The organism is Acinetobacter sp. YH01018 (assembly GCF_013420295.1).
GTDB lineage: Bacteria > Pseudomonadota > Gammaproteobacteria > Pseudomonadales > Moraxellaceae > Acinetobacter.
Genome location: NZ_VOYL01000009.1, coordinates 25,023 through 41,913 on the forward strand (window position 1 = coordinate 25,023; position 16,891 = coordinate 41,913).

The 16,891-nt window shown below is 40.8% G+C and carries 19 protein-coding genes; 8 read left to right on the forward strand and 11 right to left on the reverse strand.

Annotated elements, in window-relative coordinates:
* The first annotated feature begins 6 nt into the window (after positions 1-6).
* Positions 7-108, forward strand: coding sequence for a cytochrome bd-I oxidase subunit CydX (gene cydX / locus FTT83_RS05025; RefSeq protein WP_002120988.1), 102 nt, complete (start codon positions 7-9; stop codon positions 106-108).
* A 3-nt stretch (positions 109-111) separates the two neighbouring features.
* Positions 112-408 carry a cyd operon YbgE family protein gene (locus FTT83_RS05030; protein ID WP_086196312.1) on the forward strand — a complete coding sequence of 99 codons (297 nt, stop codon included), beginning with the start codon at positions 112-114 and terminating at the stop codon, positions 406-408.
* Positions 409-454: 46 nt separating this feature from the next.
* On the opposite strand, the gene FTT83_RS05035 is transcribed toward FTT83_RS05030, so the two are convergent.
* The 7 genes from FTT83_RS05035 to FTT83_RS05065 all read right to left on the reverse strand — a co-directional run bounded on the left by FTT83_RS05035 (position 455) and on the right by FTT83_RS05065 (position 7,412).
* Positions 455-1,129 carry a hypothetical protein gene (locus FTT83_RS05035; protein WP_180081588.1) on the reverse strand — a complete coding sequence of 225 codons (675 nt, stop codon included), beginning with the start codon at positions 1,127-1,129 and terminating at the stop codon, positions 455-457.
* A 62-nt stretch (positions 1,130-1,191) separates the two neighbouring features.
* On the reverse strand, positions 1,192-2,328 hold the full coding sequence (gene rodA / locus FTT83_RS05040) for a rod shape-determining protein RodA (RefSeq protein ID WP_180043440.1): 1,137 nt from the start codon (positions 2,326-2,328) through the stop codon (positions 1,192-1,194).
* A gap of 101 nt (positions 2,329-2,429) precedes the next feature.
* Entirely contained in the window at positions 2,430-3,128 is a 699-nt protein-coding gene (gene ispD, locus FTT83_RS05045; protein WP_180043438.1) for a 2-C-methyl-D-erythritol 4-phosphate cytidylyltransferase, read from the reverse strand.
* Positions 3,118-3,522 carry a septum formation initiator family protein gene (locus FTT83_RS05050; RefSeq protein WP_180043436.1) on the reverse strand — a complete coding sequence of 135 codons (405 nt, stop codon included), beginning with the start codon at positions 3,520-3,522 and terminating at the stop codon, positions 3,118-3,120. The genes ispD and FTT83_RS05050 overlap by 11 nt, the downstream gene beginning before the upstream one ends.
* Positions 3,523-3,531: 9 nt before the next feature.
* Positions 3,532-4,821, reverse strand: coding sequence for a phosphopyruvate hydratase (gene eno / locus FTT83_RS05055; RefSeq protein ID WP_086196318.1), 1,290 nt, complete (start codon positions 4,819-4,821; stop codon positions 3,532-3,534).
* A gap of 60 nt (positions 4,822-4,881) precedes the next feature.
* The gene (kdsA, locus tag FTT83_RS05060) at positions 4,882-5,739 is read right to left on the reverse strand and encodes a 3-deoxy-8-phosphooctulonate synthase (RefSeq protein ID WP_086196319.1); all 858 of its coding nucleotides are present in this window, start codon (positions 5,737-5,739) and stop codon (positions 4,882-4,884) included.
* A 32-nt stretch (positions 5,740-5,771) separates the two neighbouring features.
* A complete protein-coding gene (locus FTT83_RS05065) occupies positions 5,772-7,412 on the reverse strand; it encodes a CTP synthase (RefSeq protein WP_180043435.1) in 1,641 nt (546 codons plus the stop codon).
* Positions 7,413-7,638: 226 nt separating this feature from the next.
* Here FTT83_RS05065 and FTT83_RS05070 point away from each other — a divergent pair, with 226 nt between their 5' ends.
* The 3 genes from FTT83_RS05070 to FTT83_RS05080 all read left to right on the forward strand — a co-directional run bounded on the left by FTT83_RS05070 (position 7,639) and on the right by FTT83_RS05080 (position 9,425).
* On the forward strand, positions 7,639-8,058 hold the full coding sequence (locus tag FTT83_RS05070) for an internalin (protein WP_180081584.1): 420 nt from the start codon (positions 7,639-7,641) through the stop codon (positions 8,056-8,058).
* A 264-nt stretch (positions 8,059-8,322) separates the two neighbouring features.
* On the forward strand, positions 8,323-8,799 hold the full coding sequence (locus tag FTT83_RS05075; RefSeq protein ID WP_180081582.1) for a CinA family protein: 477 nt from the start codon (positions 8,323-8,325) through the stop codon (positions 8,797-8,799).
* A 2-nt stretch (positions 8,800-8,801) separates the two neighbouring features.
* Complete coding sequence (locus FTT83_RS05080) at positions 8,802-9,425, forward strand: aminotransferase (protein WP_180043429.1); 624 nt, start codon at positions 8,802-8,804, stop codon at positions 9,423-9,425.
* 33 nt (positions 9,426-9,458) lie between these two features.
* Here the strand turns inward: FTT83_RS05080 and prpC are convergent, their stop codons facing one another.
* Positions 9,459-10,595, reverse strand: coding sequence for a 2-methylcitrate synthase (gene prpC, locus FTT83_RS05085; protein WP_180176308.1), 1,137 nt, complete (start codon positions 10,593-10,595; stop codon positions 9,459-9,461).
* Between the two features lie 37 nt (positions 10,596-10,632).
* Positions 10,633-11,508, reverse strand: coding sequence for a methylisocitrate lyase (prpB, locus tag FTT83_RS05090; RefSeq protein WP_086174234.1), 876 nt, complete (start codon positions 11,506-11,508; stop codon positions 10,633-10,635).
* 336 nt (positions 11,509-11,844) lie between these two features.
* Between prpB and FTT83_RS05095 the strand changes: the two genes are divergently transcribed.
* The 3 genes from FTT83_RS05095 (at position 11,845) to FTT83_RS05105 (ending at position 14,101) form a co-directional block, all read left to right on the forward strand.
* On the forward strand, positions 11,845-12,495 hold the full coding sequence (locus FTT83_RS05095) for a TetR/AcrR family transcriptional regulator (protein ID WP_086196325.1): 651 nt from the start codon (positions 11,845-11,847) through the stop codon (positions 12,493-12,495).
* Positions 12,496-12,609: 114 nt separating this feature from the next.
* Positions 12,610-13,530 carry an ornithine carbamoyltransferase gene (gene argF / locus FTT83_RS05100; protein ID WP_180043425.1) on the forward strand — a complete coding sequence of 307 codons (921 nt, stop codon included), beginning with the start codon at positions 12,610-12,612 and terminating at the stop codon, positions 13,528-13,530.
* 100 nt (positions 13,531-13,630) lie between these two features.
* Complete coding sequence (locus FTT83_RS05105; protein ID WP_180043423.1) at positions 13,631-14,101, forward strand: hypothetical protein; 471 nt, start codon at positions 13,631-13,633, stop codon at positions 14,099-14,101.
* Between the two features lie 25 nt (positions 14,102-14,126).
* Here FTT83_RS05105 and FTT83_RS05110 read toward each other — a convergent pair whose 3' ends face one another.
* On the reverse strand, positions 14,127-14,480 hold the full coding sequence (locus FTT83_RS05110) for a YnfA family protein (protein ID WP_180043421.1): 354 nt from the start codon (positions 14,478-14,480) through the stop codon (positions 14,127-14,129).
* A gap of 131 nt (positions 14,481-14,611) precedes the next feature.
* The gene (clpA, locus tag FTT83_RS05115) at positions 14,612-16,888 is read right to left on the reverse strand and encodes an ATP-dependent Clp protease ATP-binding subunit ClpA (RefSeq protein ID WP_180043419.1); all 2,277 of its coding nucleotides are present in this window, start codon (positions 16,886-16,888) and stop codon (positions 14,612-14,614) included.
* Positions 16,889-16,891: the final 3 nt, after the last annotated feature.

A 16,891-nucleotide genomic window follows, 5' to 3' on the forward strand; every position in this document is an offset into this window, starting at 1 on the left:
AAAATTATGTGGTATTTCGCATGGATTCTCGGGATTTTAATGGCGTGCTTTGCAGGCGTATTAAGTGCCCTTTATATCGAACATCATCAAGATTTGGATGAGGAATAAACAATGACAGAGATCGCAATGACAGCAGAAGGAAGCAAGCCAAATAAATTTGTAATGGCCATTTCATTTTTGATGGCATTGCCTCTTGCTACGGTGTTGCTAATTCACCCAGCCCTTATGCTCGATGCCAATGGTCACTATAATCATAGAGCCTTGATGATGATCATGATTGGCATTTCAGGTGGATTCATTTACGGCGTAGGATTTCTGCCTAAGTTTTGGCTGTGGAAATGGCTATTTAGTCCATATATCGCATGGCCACTGATGATCTGGGGTTATTACACCTGGTTCCTCACCTAATTCTTTAAACGTTCTAAAAAGCCCACATTTGTGGGCTTTTTTACATCTACTTATAACGCGCTAAAATCTTTTCCCGCTCTTCTTTCGATATATCTTCAGGCAACATAAAACATTCACGATACTTTTGAAGAAAAATCTGAATAAGCTTTTGACGATCAGGCAAAGTATGTTTTAAATAAATCTGTGCACTCATCATTGTTAAATTGTTAGATTGCTTAATAATCAATTTTTTGTGTTCATCACCCAAACCAAAGGTGTGACGCAAAAATGTTTGCTTCCCACTATGTACAATTGAATTAAGATAATCCAAAGAGAATAACTTGAACTCTTCGAGTTGAGCGACAATATGCTTGATTTCCTGAATTTCCTTCAAAGCTTCAATCATCGGCGTTGCAGTAAAACGGCTAATACTTTTATGTTCCTTTAAAGTAAGCTGCTCTATTGAATCCAGCACGCCCAACTCACACACTTGCTCATCCGTTGCTACAAATAATATCCAATAAGCACGCACTAAAGATTCAAATTGTGTACGAAACAACGCAAGAGCCGATATAAACAGTTCAGTTTCTAATAATGTTTTAACCGCTAATCCATGTTCAATCGATATGTCACAACACTGATATACTAAATCTAGACGTAGCCCGCCATCTACAAATTCAGACTGCGATAATTCTTGATTTAATTCATTAACCATCGTCATTGATTGTTCAAATAAATCCATTTATTTTCCCCCAAAAATAAAAAAGCCAGATCAAATCTAGCTTTTTAATATTAATATCAACATCAACGATGGGTATGGATCGACATCACAATCCCCATACTCGCCAGTAATGAAATTACTGCCGAGCCACCATAACTCATCAGTGGCAGAGGGTCCCCAGTTACAGGTAAAATTCCGCTGGCCATTCCTGAGTTTAAAAATACAAAGAAAAAGAACGTCAGCCCGATAGCACCCGCATATAAGCGTCCAAAATTATGAAAACTATTCAAGCCAATCATCAAGCAACGGATAATAATTGCAGCAAACAGACTAAATAATAAAAATACCCCGACAAAGCCATATTCTTCAGCATAGGCAGACATAATGAAGTCGGTATGATTTTCAGGCAAGTAACCCAAATGCGACTGAGTACCGGTCAAATATCCTTTCCCGGTTAACCCCCCAGAACCAATAGCAATTTTGGACTGGATGATGTTCCAGCCAGCACCCAATGCATCGGACTCAGGATCAAATAAGGTCAAGATACGTTTCTTTTGATAGGTTTGCAGTACAAACATCCATAAAACCGGTGCTGCAACAGCCAAAGCCGTCAGAGCTCCCAGAATCAAACGCCAAGACATGCCACACAGAAACAAGACAAAAACACCGGGAATAATCAGACCAATGTTCAAATCTGGTTGTAGTGCCACCAGTACAAACGGAATCATCATCAGGATGAGCCCAGTCACGATCTGCAAAAAGGTAGGTGGAAATACACGACGTGAAAAATACCATGCCATCATCAGCGGCATGGCAAATTTCATGATTTCACTGGGCTGCATACTACCAATGCCCGGAACCGTCAGCCAGCGCTTTGCCCCCAAACGCGTATCACCAATCACCAGAACCAGCACCAGTAGCACCATGCCCAGCATATAAAAATATGGACTGACCGCCTGATAAACTTTTGGCGGAACCTGGGCACATAAAAACATGAGGATGAAACCGACACCAAAACTGGTGGCCTGACGAATCACCATACTGCTATCTTGCAGAGTTGCGCTATAAACCACCATCAATCCCAATATTGAATTCAATACCAGAAAAGAAAGCAGCCATGGATCCAAGTGTAATTTGGCCCATCTGGATGAGTCATGTTTAATGCTTCTACCATCACGTAAAGAGTGACGTAAAAAACGATACTGGGGGGATGGTATCATTTGAAATATTTGAACAAGCTAGAGACAGCGCAAATTATAAGTTTAAAGTGTTTAAATAACATCATTAAGTCCCATATTTCTGCATTTTTATCTTGTAGACTTTAAACTGCTTGCTGGGAGGCTAAGATTAAACGTGCCAACTCCAGATCATCGGCATAGGTAATTTTAATATTATCTGATCGACCCTGTACCACTTTTACTGGTTCACCCACGTACTCCAGAGCACTGGCTTCATCGGTAATGGTCATACCATCCTGCAATGCTTTTTCAATGGCATGTTTTAAGATACCTAATCTTGAGATTTGGGGTGTCTGAGCTTGCCATAAATGGTCTCGACTAACTGTCTTGGCAATTGTATTTGCATGTGCAACATATTTTAAGGTGTCACGAACGGGAATCGCCAAAATCGCACTGCAATTTTCCTGAATAGCCGTATTCACCAACAGCTGCAAGCAGTCTTGGGTCACACAAGGACGTGCGGCATCATGTACCAATACCCAATCCTCTTCAGCTGCAAATGCTTCAAGATAGCTTAAGGCATTCAGAACCGAATTCACCCGTTCTGCGCCACCCGGACAAAAATGAGCCTTTTCAGGATGGGAGAATGTCAAGGTTTTTGCAACATCATCCTGTGTACCAATAGCCAGAACATAACCTGCCAAAGGCAACTGATTCAGACGTGCAACGGTATGCTCAAGTACGGTTAGATCTTGAATCTGTTGATATTGTTTAAGTTCAGTTTTAGAAAAACGACTTCCGGAACCAGCAGCAGGAATAACTGCCCAAATTTTATGGTGCACTTTCTACGGGTGCTCCAGTTTCATTTTCATTGGTTCTTAAATCTGCTTTGGCATTTGGATCAATATAAATAGGCTTATAGTTTGTACTAATAGTACTCATTTGTACAAAAGTTTCATGCGGCTTGATCAAGCCCAAGTCTAAACGCGCATGCTCTTCAATGGCTTCAATACCATTTTTCAAGTCATAAACTTCAGCAGCGAGAACTCGGTTACGTTCTTTAAGTTCCGTATTTAATTCTGTTTGTTGTTGAATTTTTTCAGCCAGTTTTTGATGGTCATGGTAACCACCTTCACCAAACCAGAATAAGTACTGAAACCCTGCGATCAAAATGATCGCAAGGCCCAATAATGCTTTACTCACTTTGGAGTCAAATACATTGAATAGAGATAGCATGATATGTGCTTAGTTCAAACCTTTGAACTCAGCTTTACCGCGATATGCAGCTTTAGTCAATTCTTCGATACGAAGTAATTGGTTATATTTTGCTACACGGTCAGAACGGCAAAGTGAACCTGTCTTGATTTGACCCGCTGCTGTACCTACTGCAAGATCAGCAATAGTCGAATCTTCAGTTTCGCCTGAACGGTGAGAAATTACTGTAGAGTAACCATTTGCTTTCGCAAGATAGATAGCATCTAGAGTTTCAGTCAAGGTACCGATCTGGTTGTATTTGATCAAGATAGAGTTAGCAACTTTCTCATTGATACCGCGTTGAAGGATTTTTGGATTGGTTACGAACAGGTCATCACCCACCAACTGGATCTTGTCGCCAAGGATAGAAGTCAGGTAAGACCAGCCTTCCCAGTCAGACTCATCCAGGCCATCTTCAATCGAGATGATTGGGTATTGGTTTACAAGACCCGCAAGGTAGTCAGAGAACTGGTTGCTTGTGAATGCTTTGTTGCCTTCGCCAGCAAGAATGTACTGACCATCTTTGTAGAATTCTGAAGATGCGCAGTCAAGTGCAAGCATGATGTCAGAACCCGCTTTATAACCCGTTTGCTCAATCGCAGAAAGGATTACAGTAATCGCTTCTTCATTTGAACGTAAGTTTGGTGCAAAACCACCTTCATCACCCACCGCAGTATTCAAACCTTGTTTCTTTAAAACTGATTTTAAAGAATGGAAGATTTCAGCACCCGCACGTAACGCTTCAGAGAATGAAGTAAAGCCCACTGGCTCAATCATAAACTCTTGAATGTCAACGTTGTTATCTGCGTGTGAACCACCGTTCAAGATGTTCATCATTGGAACGGGCATAGTTAAAATGCTGTTGTTACGAAGGTCTGCGATGTATTGGAAAAGAGGAATTTTCTTTTCGTCAGCAGCAGCACGTGCAGCAGCCAAAGATACCGCTAGAGTTGCGTTCGCACCTAGTTTTTCTTTGTTTTCTGTACCGTCAAGCGCGATCATTGTGTTATCAATATCTTTTTGTTCAAAGACTGATTTACCCAACAATGCGTCACGAATTACTGTGTTAACGTTGTTAACTGCAGTTTTAACGCCTTTACCCAAGTAACGTGCTTTATCGCCGTCACGAAGTTCTAAAGCTTCACGAGAACCAGTTGAAGCACCAGATGGTGCACATGCACGGCCAACTACGCCAGATGCCAAGATTACGTCTGCTTCGATGGTTGGGTTACCACGAGAGTCCAAAATTTCACGTGCACGAATGTCAACGATTTGACTCATGAACAATTCCTCAGTTGATGAATAACGCGATGCTTTAGAAGGCATCAAGGTGTATATGATTTAGTGTGTATCTAACTTTTTGAAACCTTTAACCAAGGTATCCAATTCTTTCAGCTGCGCCAAGAATGGCTCCAGTTGCGACATACGAAGTGCACAAGGACCATCACATTTAGCATGTTCAGGATCTGGATGAGCTTCCAAGAATAAACCCGCCAGACCAGTGGCCATACCCGCACGAGCCAAAGTGGTAATTTGCGCACGGCGACCGCCCGCAGAATCTGCACGCCCACCTGGAGTTTGCAGCGCGTGGGTGACATCAAAGAATACAGGCACATTCATTTCTTTCATGATGTCGAAGCCCAGCATATCTACAACCAGGTTGTTATAGCCAAAGGCCGAACCACGTTCACAAAGAATCAGCTTGTCATTTCCGGCTTCCAGACACTTATGCAAAATATGGCGCATTTCGTGTGGCGCAAGGAATTGTGCTTTTTTGATATTGATGATGGCATCGGTTTTTGCCATAGCTTCAACCAGATCAGTCTGACGGCTCAAGAATGCTGGAAGCTGGATAATATCCGCCACTTCAGCAACAGGTGCAGCCTGATAAGGTTCATGTACATCAGTAATGATGGGTACATTGAAGTGTTTTTTAATGTCTGCTAACCACTCGATCCCTTTTTCCAAGCCTGGGCCACGGAAAGAGTTCAAGCTTGAACGGTTGGCTTTATCAAAACTTGCTTTAAACACGTAAGGAATTTCCAGACGTTTGCAGATATCAACATAAGTTTCTGCAATTTCAAAAGCAAGGTCTTTTGACTCAAGTACATTCATTCCGCCGAATAATACAAATGGCAAGTGATTTGCCATTTGTATATCGCCTAAACGTACAATTTCTTGTGGTTTTAATTGCGACATTTAAACTTTCCTAGTTTAGTCTTGCCCAGCCATTATTTGGTTTTTTGGTACTGTTTTTTCGCAGCATCAATAAAGCTGGCAAATAATGGGTGCCCATCACGTGGTGAACTTGTAAATTCCGGGTGGAATTGTACAGCAATAAACCAAGGATGTTGAGGAATTTCAACTGTTTCTACCAAATGTTGTACTGGTGAATAACCTGAAATCTTCAGACCTTTCTCTTCTAGCGCAGGAATGAAACGGTTGTTCATTTCATAACGGTGACGGTGACGTTCGATAATTTCATTCGAACCATACACTTCTGCAGTTTTTGTACCTGCAACCAGCTCAGATTTTTGCGCACCTAGACGCATGGTTCCGCCAAGATCAGAATCTACAGAACGCTGTTGAACTTCGCCACGCTCATCCAGCCATTCGGTAATCAAACCAATTAAAGGTGATTTGGTTGAACGGTTGAATTCTGTGGATGACGCATCCGTGATACCCGCTACGTTACGCGCGTATTCGATCACTGCCAACTGCATACCTAAACAGATACCAAGGAATGGCACACCGTTTTCACGTGCATATTTAATTGCCAGCATTTTGCCTTCAGTACCACGCTCACCAAAACCGCCCGGAACCAGAATGGCATCTGCATCTTTAAGCGCTTCATTCACATCTTGGCTTTCAAGATCTTCAGCATTGACATAGTCAATTTGGACTTTGACACGGTTTTTAATGCCCGCATGAAGAAGTGCTTCGTTTACAGATTTATATGCATCTGGAAGCTCAACGTATTTACCTACCATCGCCACACGTACTGTGTATTCAGGGTTTAATAAAGCTTCTACAACATTGTCCCAGTCTGAAAGATCCGCTTCAGGCAGGTCGTTATAACCAAAACGTTCACAAATTAAATCGTCAACATCCTGTTCATAGAACGTACGCGGGATTTGATAAATAGTACGTGCATCTTTACAGACCACAACCGCACGCGCTTCCACGTTAGTGAATAATGCAATTTTACGGGTTGTATCTGCATCAACATCATGCTCGGTACGGCAGATTAAAATATCTGGTTGAATACCAATCGATAACAACTCTTTCACTGAGTGCTGAGTCGGTTTGGTTTTCAGTTCTGCTGCTGACTTGATGTATGGAAGTAAAGTCAAGTGCATCAACATGGTACGTTTATGACCAAGCTCTACCATTAACTGACGTACAGATTCCATGAACGGGAGAGATTCGATGTCACCTACTGTTCCGCCAATTTCCACAATTGCGACGTCATAGCCTTCGCCAGCGCGAAGCACACGTTCTTTAATATTATCGGTAATATGTGGAATAACCTGAACAGTACCACCCAGATAGTCACCACGGCGTTCTTTATTTAAAACATCCTGATAAACACGACCTGATGTGAAGTTGTTCAGTTTGGTCATTTTCGCACGACGTAAGAAACGTTCGTAATAACCCAAGTCTAAGTCAGTTTCAGCACCATCCTCTGTGACAAAAACTTCACCGTGTTGGAACGGACTCATCGTTCCTGGATCGACATTAATGTATGGATCCATTTTGACCATGGTCACTTTTAAACCACGGGCTTCTAAAAGCGCAGCCACAGATGCAGCTGAAATACCTTTACCTAGTGATGATACAACACCACCAGTAACGAAAATAAAATGGGTCATTAAGTTTCTCGTACAATGGAGCCTAAATTGGCCTACAATGTTGTGCGATTTTACTTTACTCTGTACCAATAAAGCAAAGTCATTCCGCATCAATTCATAGAACAATAAACAATTGGTTATTCTATCAGCATTTCCGATAAAAAATTAGGGTAAGCTGATAGGATTTTTATATTTGTATTTGCTGTTATAATAGCAACATCCAATTAATGCTTTATTTTGTGCGATTATGAATAACAAACTTTTACTTTGTGGTGCTATTGCAGCAAGTTTACTTTTAACAGCATGTGTAAAAAAAGAAACTCCAAAAGAAGATGAGCAAGAACAGGTTGAAACAACCGAGCAAACTGAACAAATGAATCAGCCTGCAGAAGCTGTACCTTTGGAAGCTATGGAAGATAACAACGCTCAAGCTCCAGCGCAGGTAGAAGTTGAACGTGAAGAAACGCCAAATACAACTACAGTCATTCGTCGTGAAGTGCGTGAAGCTCCTCAACAGACTACAACTGAAACTGCTCAAGCTGAAGCACCAAAAGCCCAACCAAAACCAGCTTCAGAAGCCCCCACCAAATCAAATAATGAAGCTCAGTCTGAAGATGATGCCGTTGCTGCTGCGATTGCTGCTGCGACTCCTGCTTTGGATCAATAAATTCAGTCAGCTTCAAAGACCCGTCTTTATGGCGGGTTTTTTATTGTGGTTTGTTTACCAGAGATCGAAAATAATTTATAGATTCTAAATAAACTTTTTATTTAAAAACAATCGAGATAAAGTTAAGCACAAAGAACATCGATTTAAAAAACACGAACCGAAAAATGAAAAACTGATTTTTTGTCTTTCACCATATTTTTGAGTGAAGTCTACCCAAGATAAAAAAATTTAAACTAAATAGTATTGATTTTGAGACAAAAACCTATGCTAAAACAATGTTGTGATTTGCTCGAAACACATCATTTAAAAATTGCTTTTATTGAAAGTGCCAGTTCGGGCTATCTTTCCAGTCAGTTTTCTATTTGCAAAAACAGTGGCGCAGAGATTTTACTGGGTGGGCTGGTCAGTTATGATCCATCAATCAAAATCAATATCCTGCATATTGATGCCAAGCTTATAGAAAAATACACTGCGGAATCTGCTGAAGTTACAGAAGCAATGGCAAGGCAAGGAAAAAATCTCTTTACTCAAGCTGATATTATTGTTGCTTGCACAGGTTTACTGAAACCTGGCGGTAGCGCAACAGAAAATAAACCTGAAGGCACATTTTTCACCTCAATTTTATATTTAAATAAAACACACAATTTTCAATATTTTATTGAGGGCACACCATTAAAACGCCTTGATGTTTTAACTCAATATATAGCAGATGAAATCATCAAACTTATTCAGAGTGTTTAGTGATGTTTAAACTCAAAATGTTCACATTCGGATTAATCCTGCTGCCATGCAGCAGTTTTGCAACCGTAGGTGGTCCTCAAAATATCGAAGTATTGGGCTATGAAAACAAAGAGCAAAAAGTCTATCTGCTTAAACATTATCTTGATGGTCGTGGTCGCCTACCGCAACTTTATTATTATCAATTTAAAAATACCCAGCAACCGGCAAAGCTGATTCAGGTGAATTCGCTATATATTAATCCTAAAACCAAGAAAATTGATTATGACCAAGATAGTCGGCAGTTCGATAAGGAAATAGTAAAAATTAAAAAGCGGCTTAACCCTCTTGCACCACTACCTAAATCAAGCATCAAGATTCAGGTATTAAAGAAAATCACCTCTAAAGAAAAATCTTGCTATGATCCGAAAGAATATATTCCGAAATATACTTATACATACCAACTCAGCAGTCAAAGCTTGAAAAGCCAGATCCATCAGGCAATCGATTATCGCCACGGATTAAGCATATCCCAAGCTTATAAGATTCCCCGGCAACAGAAGATATTAGCGGTGGTTAAATACCTGGGCATTCCTTTTGAAACAGGTTACACCATTGAAGATCCAGTTTTACTGACTGCAAAAAAATAAAGCCTCCGAAGAGGCTTTATTCATGCTTTTATCTTAAGCTACAGTACGCTCTGCAATTGGAACCACTTTACGCAGTTCAGGGCCGGTATAATCCGCACTTGGACGAATAATACGGTTGTCTGCACGCTGTTCCATTACATGGGCTGCCCAGCCTGTTACACGGCTCATTACAAAGATTGGTGTGAACAATTTGGTTGCAATCCCCATGAAGTGGTAAGCAGATGCATGGAAGAAGTCTGCATTACAGAACAATTTCTTCTCGCGCCACATCACCTCTTCACAGCGTACTGATACCGGGTAAAGTACTGTATCACCGACATCTTGAGCTAAACGCTCAGACCAGATTTTGATGATGCCATTACGTGGGTCATTGTCTTTATAGATTGCATGACCAAAGCCCATGATCTTTTCTTTACGCTCCAGCTTACCCAGCATTTCGCGTTCGGCTTCTTCTGGAGAGGTCCAGTTTTCAATCATTTCCATCGCTGCTTCATTGGCACCGCCATGTAATGGACCACGAAGTGAACCAATAGCACCAGTAATACATGAGTGCATATCAGACAACGTAGATGCACACACGCGCGCAGTAAATGTAGATGCGTTGAATTCATGCTCTGCATAAAGAATCAGCGACACATTCATCACCTGTTCATGCAATTCATTCGGTTTTTCACCACGCAGTAAATGCAGGAATTGTGCACCAATTGAATCATCATCGGTATTTTCTTCAATGCGCACGCCATCGTGGCTATAACGATACCAATAGCAAATAATTGCAGGTAAAGTCGCCAAAATACGGTCGGCAACATCTTGCTGCTCAGCAAAAGATTTTTCAGTTTCCAAGTTGCCTAGCATGGACACACCGGTACGCATCACATCCATCGGATGCGAATCTGCCGGAATGCGTTCCAACACTTCTTTCAACGCTTGTGGAAGCTGACGTAAAGATTTCAATTTGGCCTTATAAGCCGCAAGCTGTTCAGTCGTTGGCAATTCACCAAAGAAGATAAGATAAGCCACTTCTTCAAATTGGCAATTTTCCGCCAGATCCTGCACATCATAACCACGATAGGTTAAGCCTGCGCCACTCTTACCAACAGTAGAAAGTGCGGTTTTACCTGCAACCTGTCCACGTAATCCTGCACCTGTCAGTACTTTTCCTTCAGCCATTTTTAATTCTCCATTTTGAATTATTTATTTAAAAAATTTATTTAAACAATTTATCTAAAGTGTTCTCAAACGTATGATAATCAAGAAACTCGTAAAGCTCTTTACGCTGTTGCATCTTGTCCAATACATTCACTTGCGTACCGTTTTCACGGATAGAACGCATCACTTCCAATGCCGCTTTCTGCATTGCACGTGTCGCAGACAGTGGATAAAGTACCATACGAATACCTTGTTCACCCAACTCATCTACGGTGTAATAAGGCGTATCACCAAATTCGGTAATATTTGCCAATACAGGCACACCTACAGCATCACACACTGTACGATACATGGTAATGTCAGTCATCGCTTCAGCAAAGATTGCATCCGCACCAGCTTCAACACATGCACATGCACGGTCAATCACCGCTTGTAAACCTTCTTTTTGCAAGGCATCGGTACGCGCCATCACCACAAAGTTTGAATCAGTCTTGGCATCCACCGCTGCTTTAATACGGTCAACCATTTCCTGCTGGGTCACAATTTCCTTGTTTGGACGGTGACCACAACGCTTTTGTGCAACCTGATCTTCAATATGAACGGCTGCAGCACCAGCCGCAATCATCTGTTTAACAGTACGGGCGATATTAAATGCTCCGCCCCATCCCGTATCAATATCTACAAGTAAAGGCGTATCGACACGCTCAGTGATACGACGTACATCTTCCAGAACATTGTCCAAACTGGTCATACCCAAGTCAGGCAATCCGTAAGAATAGTTGGCAACTCCTGCGCCCGATACATAAATGGCTTTATAACCCACTTCTTTCGCCATCATGGCTGCATAGGCATTCACTGTGCCGATAATTTGTAATGGCTTTTCAACTTCCAGTGCTTGTCTAAATCTTAAGCCTGCAGACATTTGTTGTGTCATCTTCCTTTCCACAGTTTCACTTTATTTATCGAAGTTTGAGTATATCCATAAACCTCTGTTTGGCCATGACTCTTTAGAATTTTTACTCTATAACTTTAGTCAAATAATTCTCAAATTTATTGCACAATAAATTTTCGTGATATTAGATATTATTTATTTTTGATAAACACAGCTTTTTTGTATTCTAAATAAGCTAAATTTGAGCTATTTTCTAAAATAATGACTTTTTCAGTTCAAATCATGCCGTACGCGAGTACACTTCTACACAGCACGCTTTACATATATTTGTTATAATAACAATCTCCCTCCTATTTAATTGTTAGTTTTTTATCCAATATGCATAAAATCGCCCATTTAGCTCCTTTAGGTAAAGATATACCACCAACCAAGCGTGGTCATGAGCGATGTGTGGCATTATTAGTCAGTGCAACCGACCTGTTTTTAGAACGTGGTTACGATGCAGTATCACTGGATGATATTGTGCAACACGCAGGCGGATCTAAGGCTTCAATCTATAAATACTTTGGCAATAAAGAAGGCTTATTCAAAGCAATTTGTGATTATCGTCGGGAACAGTTTTTTAAAGATATCTGCATCCCTTTTGAACACGGTAAAGATGATCTTCGTGTCTATTTAATCCAAACCCTGATAAATGTTAAGCAACATTTGATGCTTCCAGAAAATGTAGCCTTCCTTCGTTTAATTATTGAACAGACACAGCGCAGCCCACAGCTTGCTCTTTACATTCACGAACAGGGTCCAAAGCATATTCAAATCGCCATAGCCAATGCGCTAACCAAAGCCGATGAAATCGGGATTATTCACTGTAAACAACCGATTTATTCTGCTCAACTGTATTTTGGCATTATCCGCAATATTGAATGGTGCGTACTTATGGGTGTGCCAATCCGTGAAAATGATCAAGAAACCATCAATTACATTACTTATTGTGTAGATCGCTTCCTGGAAGGCCATCAACCCCGTTAGATTTTTTGCAATTTGTCTCGCATATAGTATATTAGCCGATTCCGTATTTTTTTCTTAACCAACCAGCAACTAATTACTGATAATTTATTTTCAGCGGTTATTGTGGAGTAAATGATGGCTCTCCGTCACTTTCTAACTTTACGTGATTTATCGACTTTAGAACTTAACCAAATTTTGCAACGCGGGATCGAACTCAAGCGTAAGCAGCATAACAATGAAGTTTTCCAACCTTTCGTTGGTAAAGTCATGGGTATGATTTTTGAAAAATCGAGTACTCGTACACGTGTTTCGTTTGAAGCTGGCATGAGTCAATTCGGTGGTAGCGCAATCTTTCTTTCTTCACGTGACTCCCAACTTGGTCGCGGTGAGCCAGTTGAAGATTCGGCACGCGTAATATCAAGCATGCTGGATATCGTAATGATCCGTACTTTCGGCCATGATATCGTTGAGCGTTTTGCTTCTTATTCAAAAGTACCTGTAATCAATGCATTAACAGATGATCACCACCCTTGCCAACTATTGGCTGACATGCAAACTTACCTTGAACACCGTGGTTCAATTGAAGGTAAAACCGTTGCCTGGATTGGTGATGGCAACAACATGTGCAACTCTTATATTGAAGCTGCACACATGTGGGGCTTTAAATTAAAAATTGCTGCACCTAAAGGCTATGAACCACAAGAAAAATTTCTGACTGAGTTTGCTCATTGCGTCGAACTTGTCGATTCAGCTGAAGATGCTGCGGTAAATGCCGATCTGATTGTGACTGATGTCTGGGCAAGCATGGGACAGGAAGAAGAGCAAAAAATCCGTGAACAAGCCTTTGCTGATTATCAGGTCAATGAACGCTTAATGGATCTTGCTCACCCAGATTGCTTATTCATGCACTGCTTGCCAGCTCACCGTGGCGAAGAAATCTCAGAAAACATGCTTGATCACAAAAATGCTGTGGTTTGGGATGAAGCTGAAAACCGCCTGCATGCACAAAAAGCACTGGTTGAATTCTTAATTAATGAAAATTTAAAGAAAGATTAAATTTTCAGCCTCAAGTTTTCTAAAAAAGTACCTTCGGGTGCTTTTTTTATGCCTATAAATTGTTTAATTTAAATCATAAGTATTCTCAGTGATGATGATCATGCCATTTAAAACAATATTTTTATGTTTAAGCACTTTTCTTATATTTAATACCGCACATGCCAAAGCCACCGAGCTCGACCAATATTTTGTTAAAAAGCAGATTCTGGATTCATCTTATAAAATTAAAGACCATAAAGCGCTGAATGAGATTTTAGATGTCATCAGTGATGAAGATTCGCGCACATTGCCTTTCCAGATCGATCAAAACATGCTGATGGAAAAATACCAAATGAGCGCGAATGGGGTAAAAATTGAAGGCATTATCACCACGCCTGATTTTACCCAGTTTGCCCAAGATGTTGGTGAAAAGGAAGTCAAAAAACTGCTGAGAAAAAATATTTTGCAGAACTGCAGCTTGTTGTTTGAAAATGAATTTCAACGTGTAAATCCCTATCATGTTGAATTAAAGCTGTCATCCGAAAGTAAAAACTATGACTTTAAGATTAAGAACAGTGAATGTTCTTTTTAAAAAGCTGTCTGATACGTTAGGCTAACTAACGTATCAAACCTTGCGGTTGTAAAATAATAATGCTTGCCCCAATCATCACTACAATTCCGCCCAGTAAATCCCAGCGACTTAATGCCACCTGATCAACAAATCTTAACCACATCAGTGCGGTAAAAATATAAATTCCACCATAGGCTGCGTAAATTCGTCCCGATGCAGCAGGATGTAGAGTGAGTAACCAGACAAATGTAGCCAGTGCCAGGACCGCTGGAATCCAAAACCACTGAGTTTTTCCCTGATTTAAAATAAGATAGGGAAAATAACACCCCAGAATTTCCATCACAGCAGTGACAAGAAATAAAAAGACCATGTTTAAAACTTTGGTAATTTGAATATCCATAAATTAAAGGTTACATCCGATTTCATTTTTCTAAAGATTTTGAAAATCATACTTGAGGTCAAACACAAAAAATTTAGATTGAAGCAAATAAAAACCCGTGCGAACACGGGTTTTTTATGAGTTATTTTTAATTACGCAGGTTCCGCAGTCTGATCTTCAAACACTTCCAGTTTAAGACCGACTGCTTTGCCATTCTCTTTCTTCACTGAAACTGCAACATTGCCGCCATGTTCTGCCAATTCACCAAAGAGAATCATCTCGGCAAGCGGTTTTTTCAGGTGTTCCTGAATCAGACGCTGCATTGGACGAGCACCCATCAAACGGTCATAGCCATTTTCGGCCATCCATTCACGTGCACTTTGATCCACTTCAAGAATGACTTTTTTATCATCCAACTGCGCCTGAAGTTCAGTCAGGAATTTATCCACGACATTTTCAATAATTGTGGTTGGCAATGCCTTGAATTGAATCACTCCATCCAGACGGTTACGGAATTCTGGAGAGAATGCGCGTTTCATTGCTTCCTGATTGTCATTACTATTATCTTGTTCTCTAAAACCAATGCTGGCACGTGAAATACTTTCTGCACCAATATTGGTGGTAAGAACCAGAATCACATTACGGAAATCTGACTTGCGACCATTATTATCTGTTAACGAGCCATGATCCATAATCTGCAATAATAAATTAAACACATCAGGATGCGCTTTTTCAATTTCATCCAACAGCAATACGCAATGTGGATTTTTATGAATAGCATCGGTCAGCAAACCGCCCTGATCAAACCCCACATAACCCGGAGGTGCACCAATTAAACGTGAAACTGCATGACGTTCCATGTATTCCGACATATCGAAACGGACAAGTTCCACACCCAGTAATTTTGCCAACTGTTTGGTGACTTCGGTTTTACCTACCCCGGTTGGGCCTGCAAACACAAAGCTACCCACAGGTTTCTCCGGTGATTTCAAGCCAGCACGCGACAATTTAATTGCAGAACCAAGTGCTTCAATGGCTTCATCCTGACCAAAGACCACACGTTTAAGATCACGCTCCAGATTTGAAAGCACCGTTTTATCATCTTTCGATACTGTTTTCGGCGGAATACGGGCAATCTTGGAGATGATATCTTCAATATTTTCAACCGTGATTAACGTATCGTCTTGCTCGGCTTTCAAACGGCGCTGAGCACCTGCTTCATCAATTACATCAATTGCTTTATCTGGCAAGAAACGGTCATTAATAAACTTGGCTGATAGCTCTACCGCTGAAACCAGCGCTTTATCATCATATTTGACATGATGAAAATCTTCAAACTTCGATTTCAAGCCACGTAAAATATCAATGGTTTCCGAAATTGAAGGTTCATTGACATCAATTTTCTGAAAACGACGTGACAAGGCATGATCTTTTTCAAAGACTTGGCGATACTCTTGGAACGTGGTTGAACCAATACAACGTAACGAACCATTCGATAAAGCCGGTTTAATTAAGTTTGATGCATCCATGGTGCTGCCCATGCTTGAACCAGCCCCAATAATCATGTGAATTTCATCAATAAATAACACGGCTTCTGGTTTCTTTTTCAACGCATTCAAGAGTTGTTTCAAGCGTTTTTCAAAGTCACCACGGTACTTGGTTCCTGCAACCAGAGCTCCAATATCCAGACTATATATTTCTGCATGGGCTAATGGCTTCGGTGCTTTACCATTAACAATCAGCCAAGCCAGTCCTTCTGCAATTGAGGTTTTACCAACCCCCGGATCACCAACCAGCAAAGGATTGTTTTTACGGCGACGACATAAAATCTGTGCTGCACGTTCAATTTCTTTTTCACGCCCGATCAAAGGATCGGTTTTACCTTTTTGCGCTTCTGCATTCAAGTTAGTGGTATATAGATCGAGTGGGCCTGCATTTGAAGAACTCGATGTTTCTCCATCCAGCTCTTCCACTTCCTCTTCAGCCTGTACGTCTTCTTTACGTGTACCATGCGATAAATATTGAGTTAATGTTAAACGATTAATTTGATGACGTTTAAGCAAGTAAACCGCAAAAGAATCACGTTCAGAATACATCGCAACAAGAATGTCTGCACCTTCAACAGTTCGATCTCCACCACTTGATTGCACATGGAAAATCGCACGTTGCAGAATACGATCAAAGCTTTCCGTCGGATGTGGTGCCTGATCACTATGTTCGCTTAATTTAGGGGTGTGTTGCTCAACATATTCTTCCAGTTCCTTGCGAAGAACGATAATGTCCGCACCACATGCTTTTAACGCATTTACTGCAGAGTCATTATCAAGTAAAGCCAACAATAAATGTTCAACCGTGAGAAACTCATGTCTCTTTTGACGAGCCATGCTTACAGCCAAACGTAATGATACTTCTAATTGACGACTGAGCATGTA

Coding starts and splice junctions, on each gene's coding strand:
- cydX (WP_002120988.1), top strand. CDS start 7: ATGTGGTATTTCGCATGGATTCTCGGGATTTTAATGGCGTGCTTTGCA.
- FTT83_RS05030 (WP_086196312.1), top strand. CDS start 112: ATGACAGAGATCGCAATGACAGCAGAAGGAAGCAAGCCAAATAAATTT.
- FTT83_RS05035 (WP_180081588.1), bottom strand. CDS start 1,129: ATGGATTTATTTGAACAATCAATGACGATGGTTAATGAATTAAATCAA.
- rodA (WP_180043440.1), bottom strand. CDS start 2,328: ATGATACCATCCCCCCAGTATCGTTTTTTACGTCACTCTTTACGTGAT.
- FTT83_RS05050 (WP_180043436.1), bottom strand. CDS start 3,522: ATGCTATCTCTATTCAATGTATTTGACTCCAAAGTGAGTAAAGCATTA.
- eno (WP_086196318.1), bottom strand. CDS start 4,821: ATGAGTCAAATCGTTGACATTCGTGCACGTGAAATTTTGGACTCTCGT.
- kdsA (WP_086196319.1), bottom strand. CDS start 5,739: ATGTCGCAATTAAAACCACAAGAAATTGTACGTTTAGGCGATATACAA.
- FTT83_RS05065 (WP_180043435.1), bottom strand. CDS start 7,412: ATGACCCATTTTATTTTCGTTACTGGTGGTGTTGTATCATCACTAGGT.
- FTT83_RS05070 (WP_180081584.1), top strand. CDS start 7,639: ATGAATAACAAACTTTTACTTTGTGGTGCTATTGCAGCAAGTTTACTT.
- FTT83_RS05075 (WP_180081582.1), top strand. CDS start 8,323: ATGCTAAAACAATGTTGTGATTTGCTCGAAACACATCATTTAAAAATT.
- FTT83_RS05080 (WP_180043429.1), top strand. CDS start 8,802: ATGTTTAAACTCAAAATGTTCACATTCGGATTAATCCTGCTGCCATGC.
- prpC (WP_180176308.1), bottom strand. CDS start 10,595: ATGGCTGAAGGAAAAGTACTGACAGGTGCAGGATTACGTGGACAGGTT.
- prpB (WP_086174234.1), bottom strand. CDS start 11,508: ATGACACAACAAATGTCTGCAGGCTTAAGATTTAGACAAGCACTGGAA.
- FTT83_RS05095 (WP_086196325.1), top strand. CDS start 11,845: ATGCATAAAATCGCCCATTTAGCTCCTTTAGGTAAAGATATACCACCA.
- argF (WP_180043425.1), top strand. CDS start 12,610: ATGGCTCTCCGTCACTTTCTAACTTTACGTGATTTATCGACTTTAGAA.
- FTT83_RS05105 (WP_180043423.1), top strand. CDS start 13,631: ATGCCATTTAAAACAATATTTTTATGTTTAAGCACTTTTCTTATATTT.
- FTT83_RS05110 (WP_180043421.1), bottom strand. CDS start 14,480: ATGGATATTCAAATTACCAAAGTTTTAAACATGGTCTTTTTATTTCTT.
- clpA (WP_180043419.1), bottom strand. CDS start 16,888: ATGCTCAGTCGTCAATTAGAAGTATCATTACGTTTGGCTGTAAGCATG.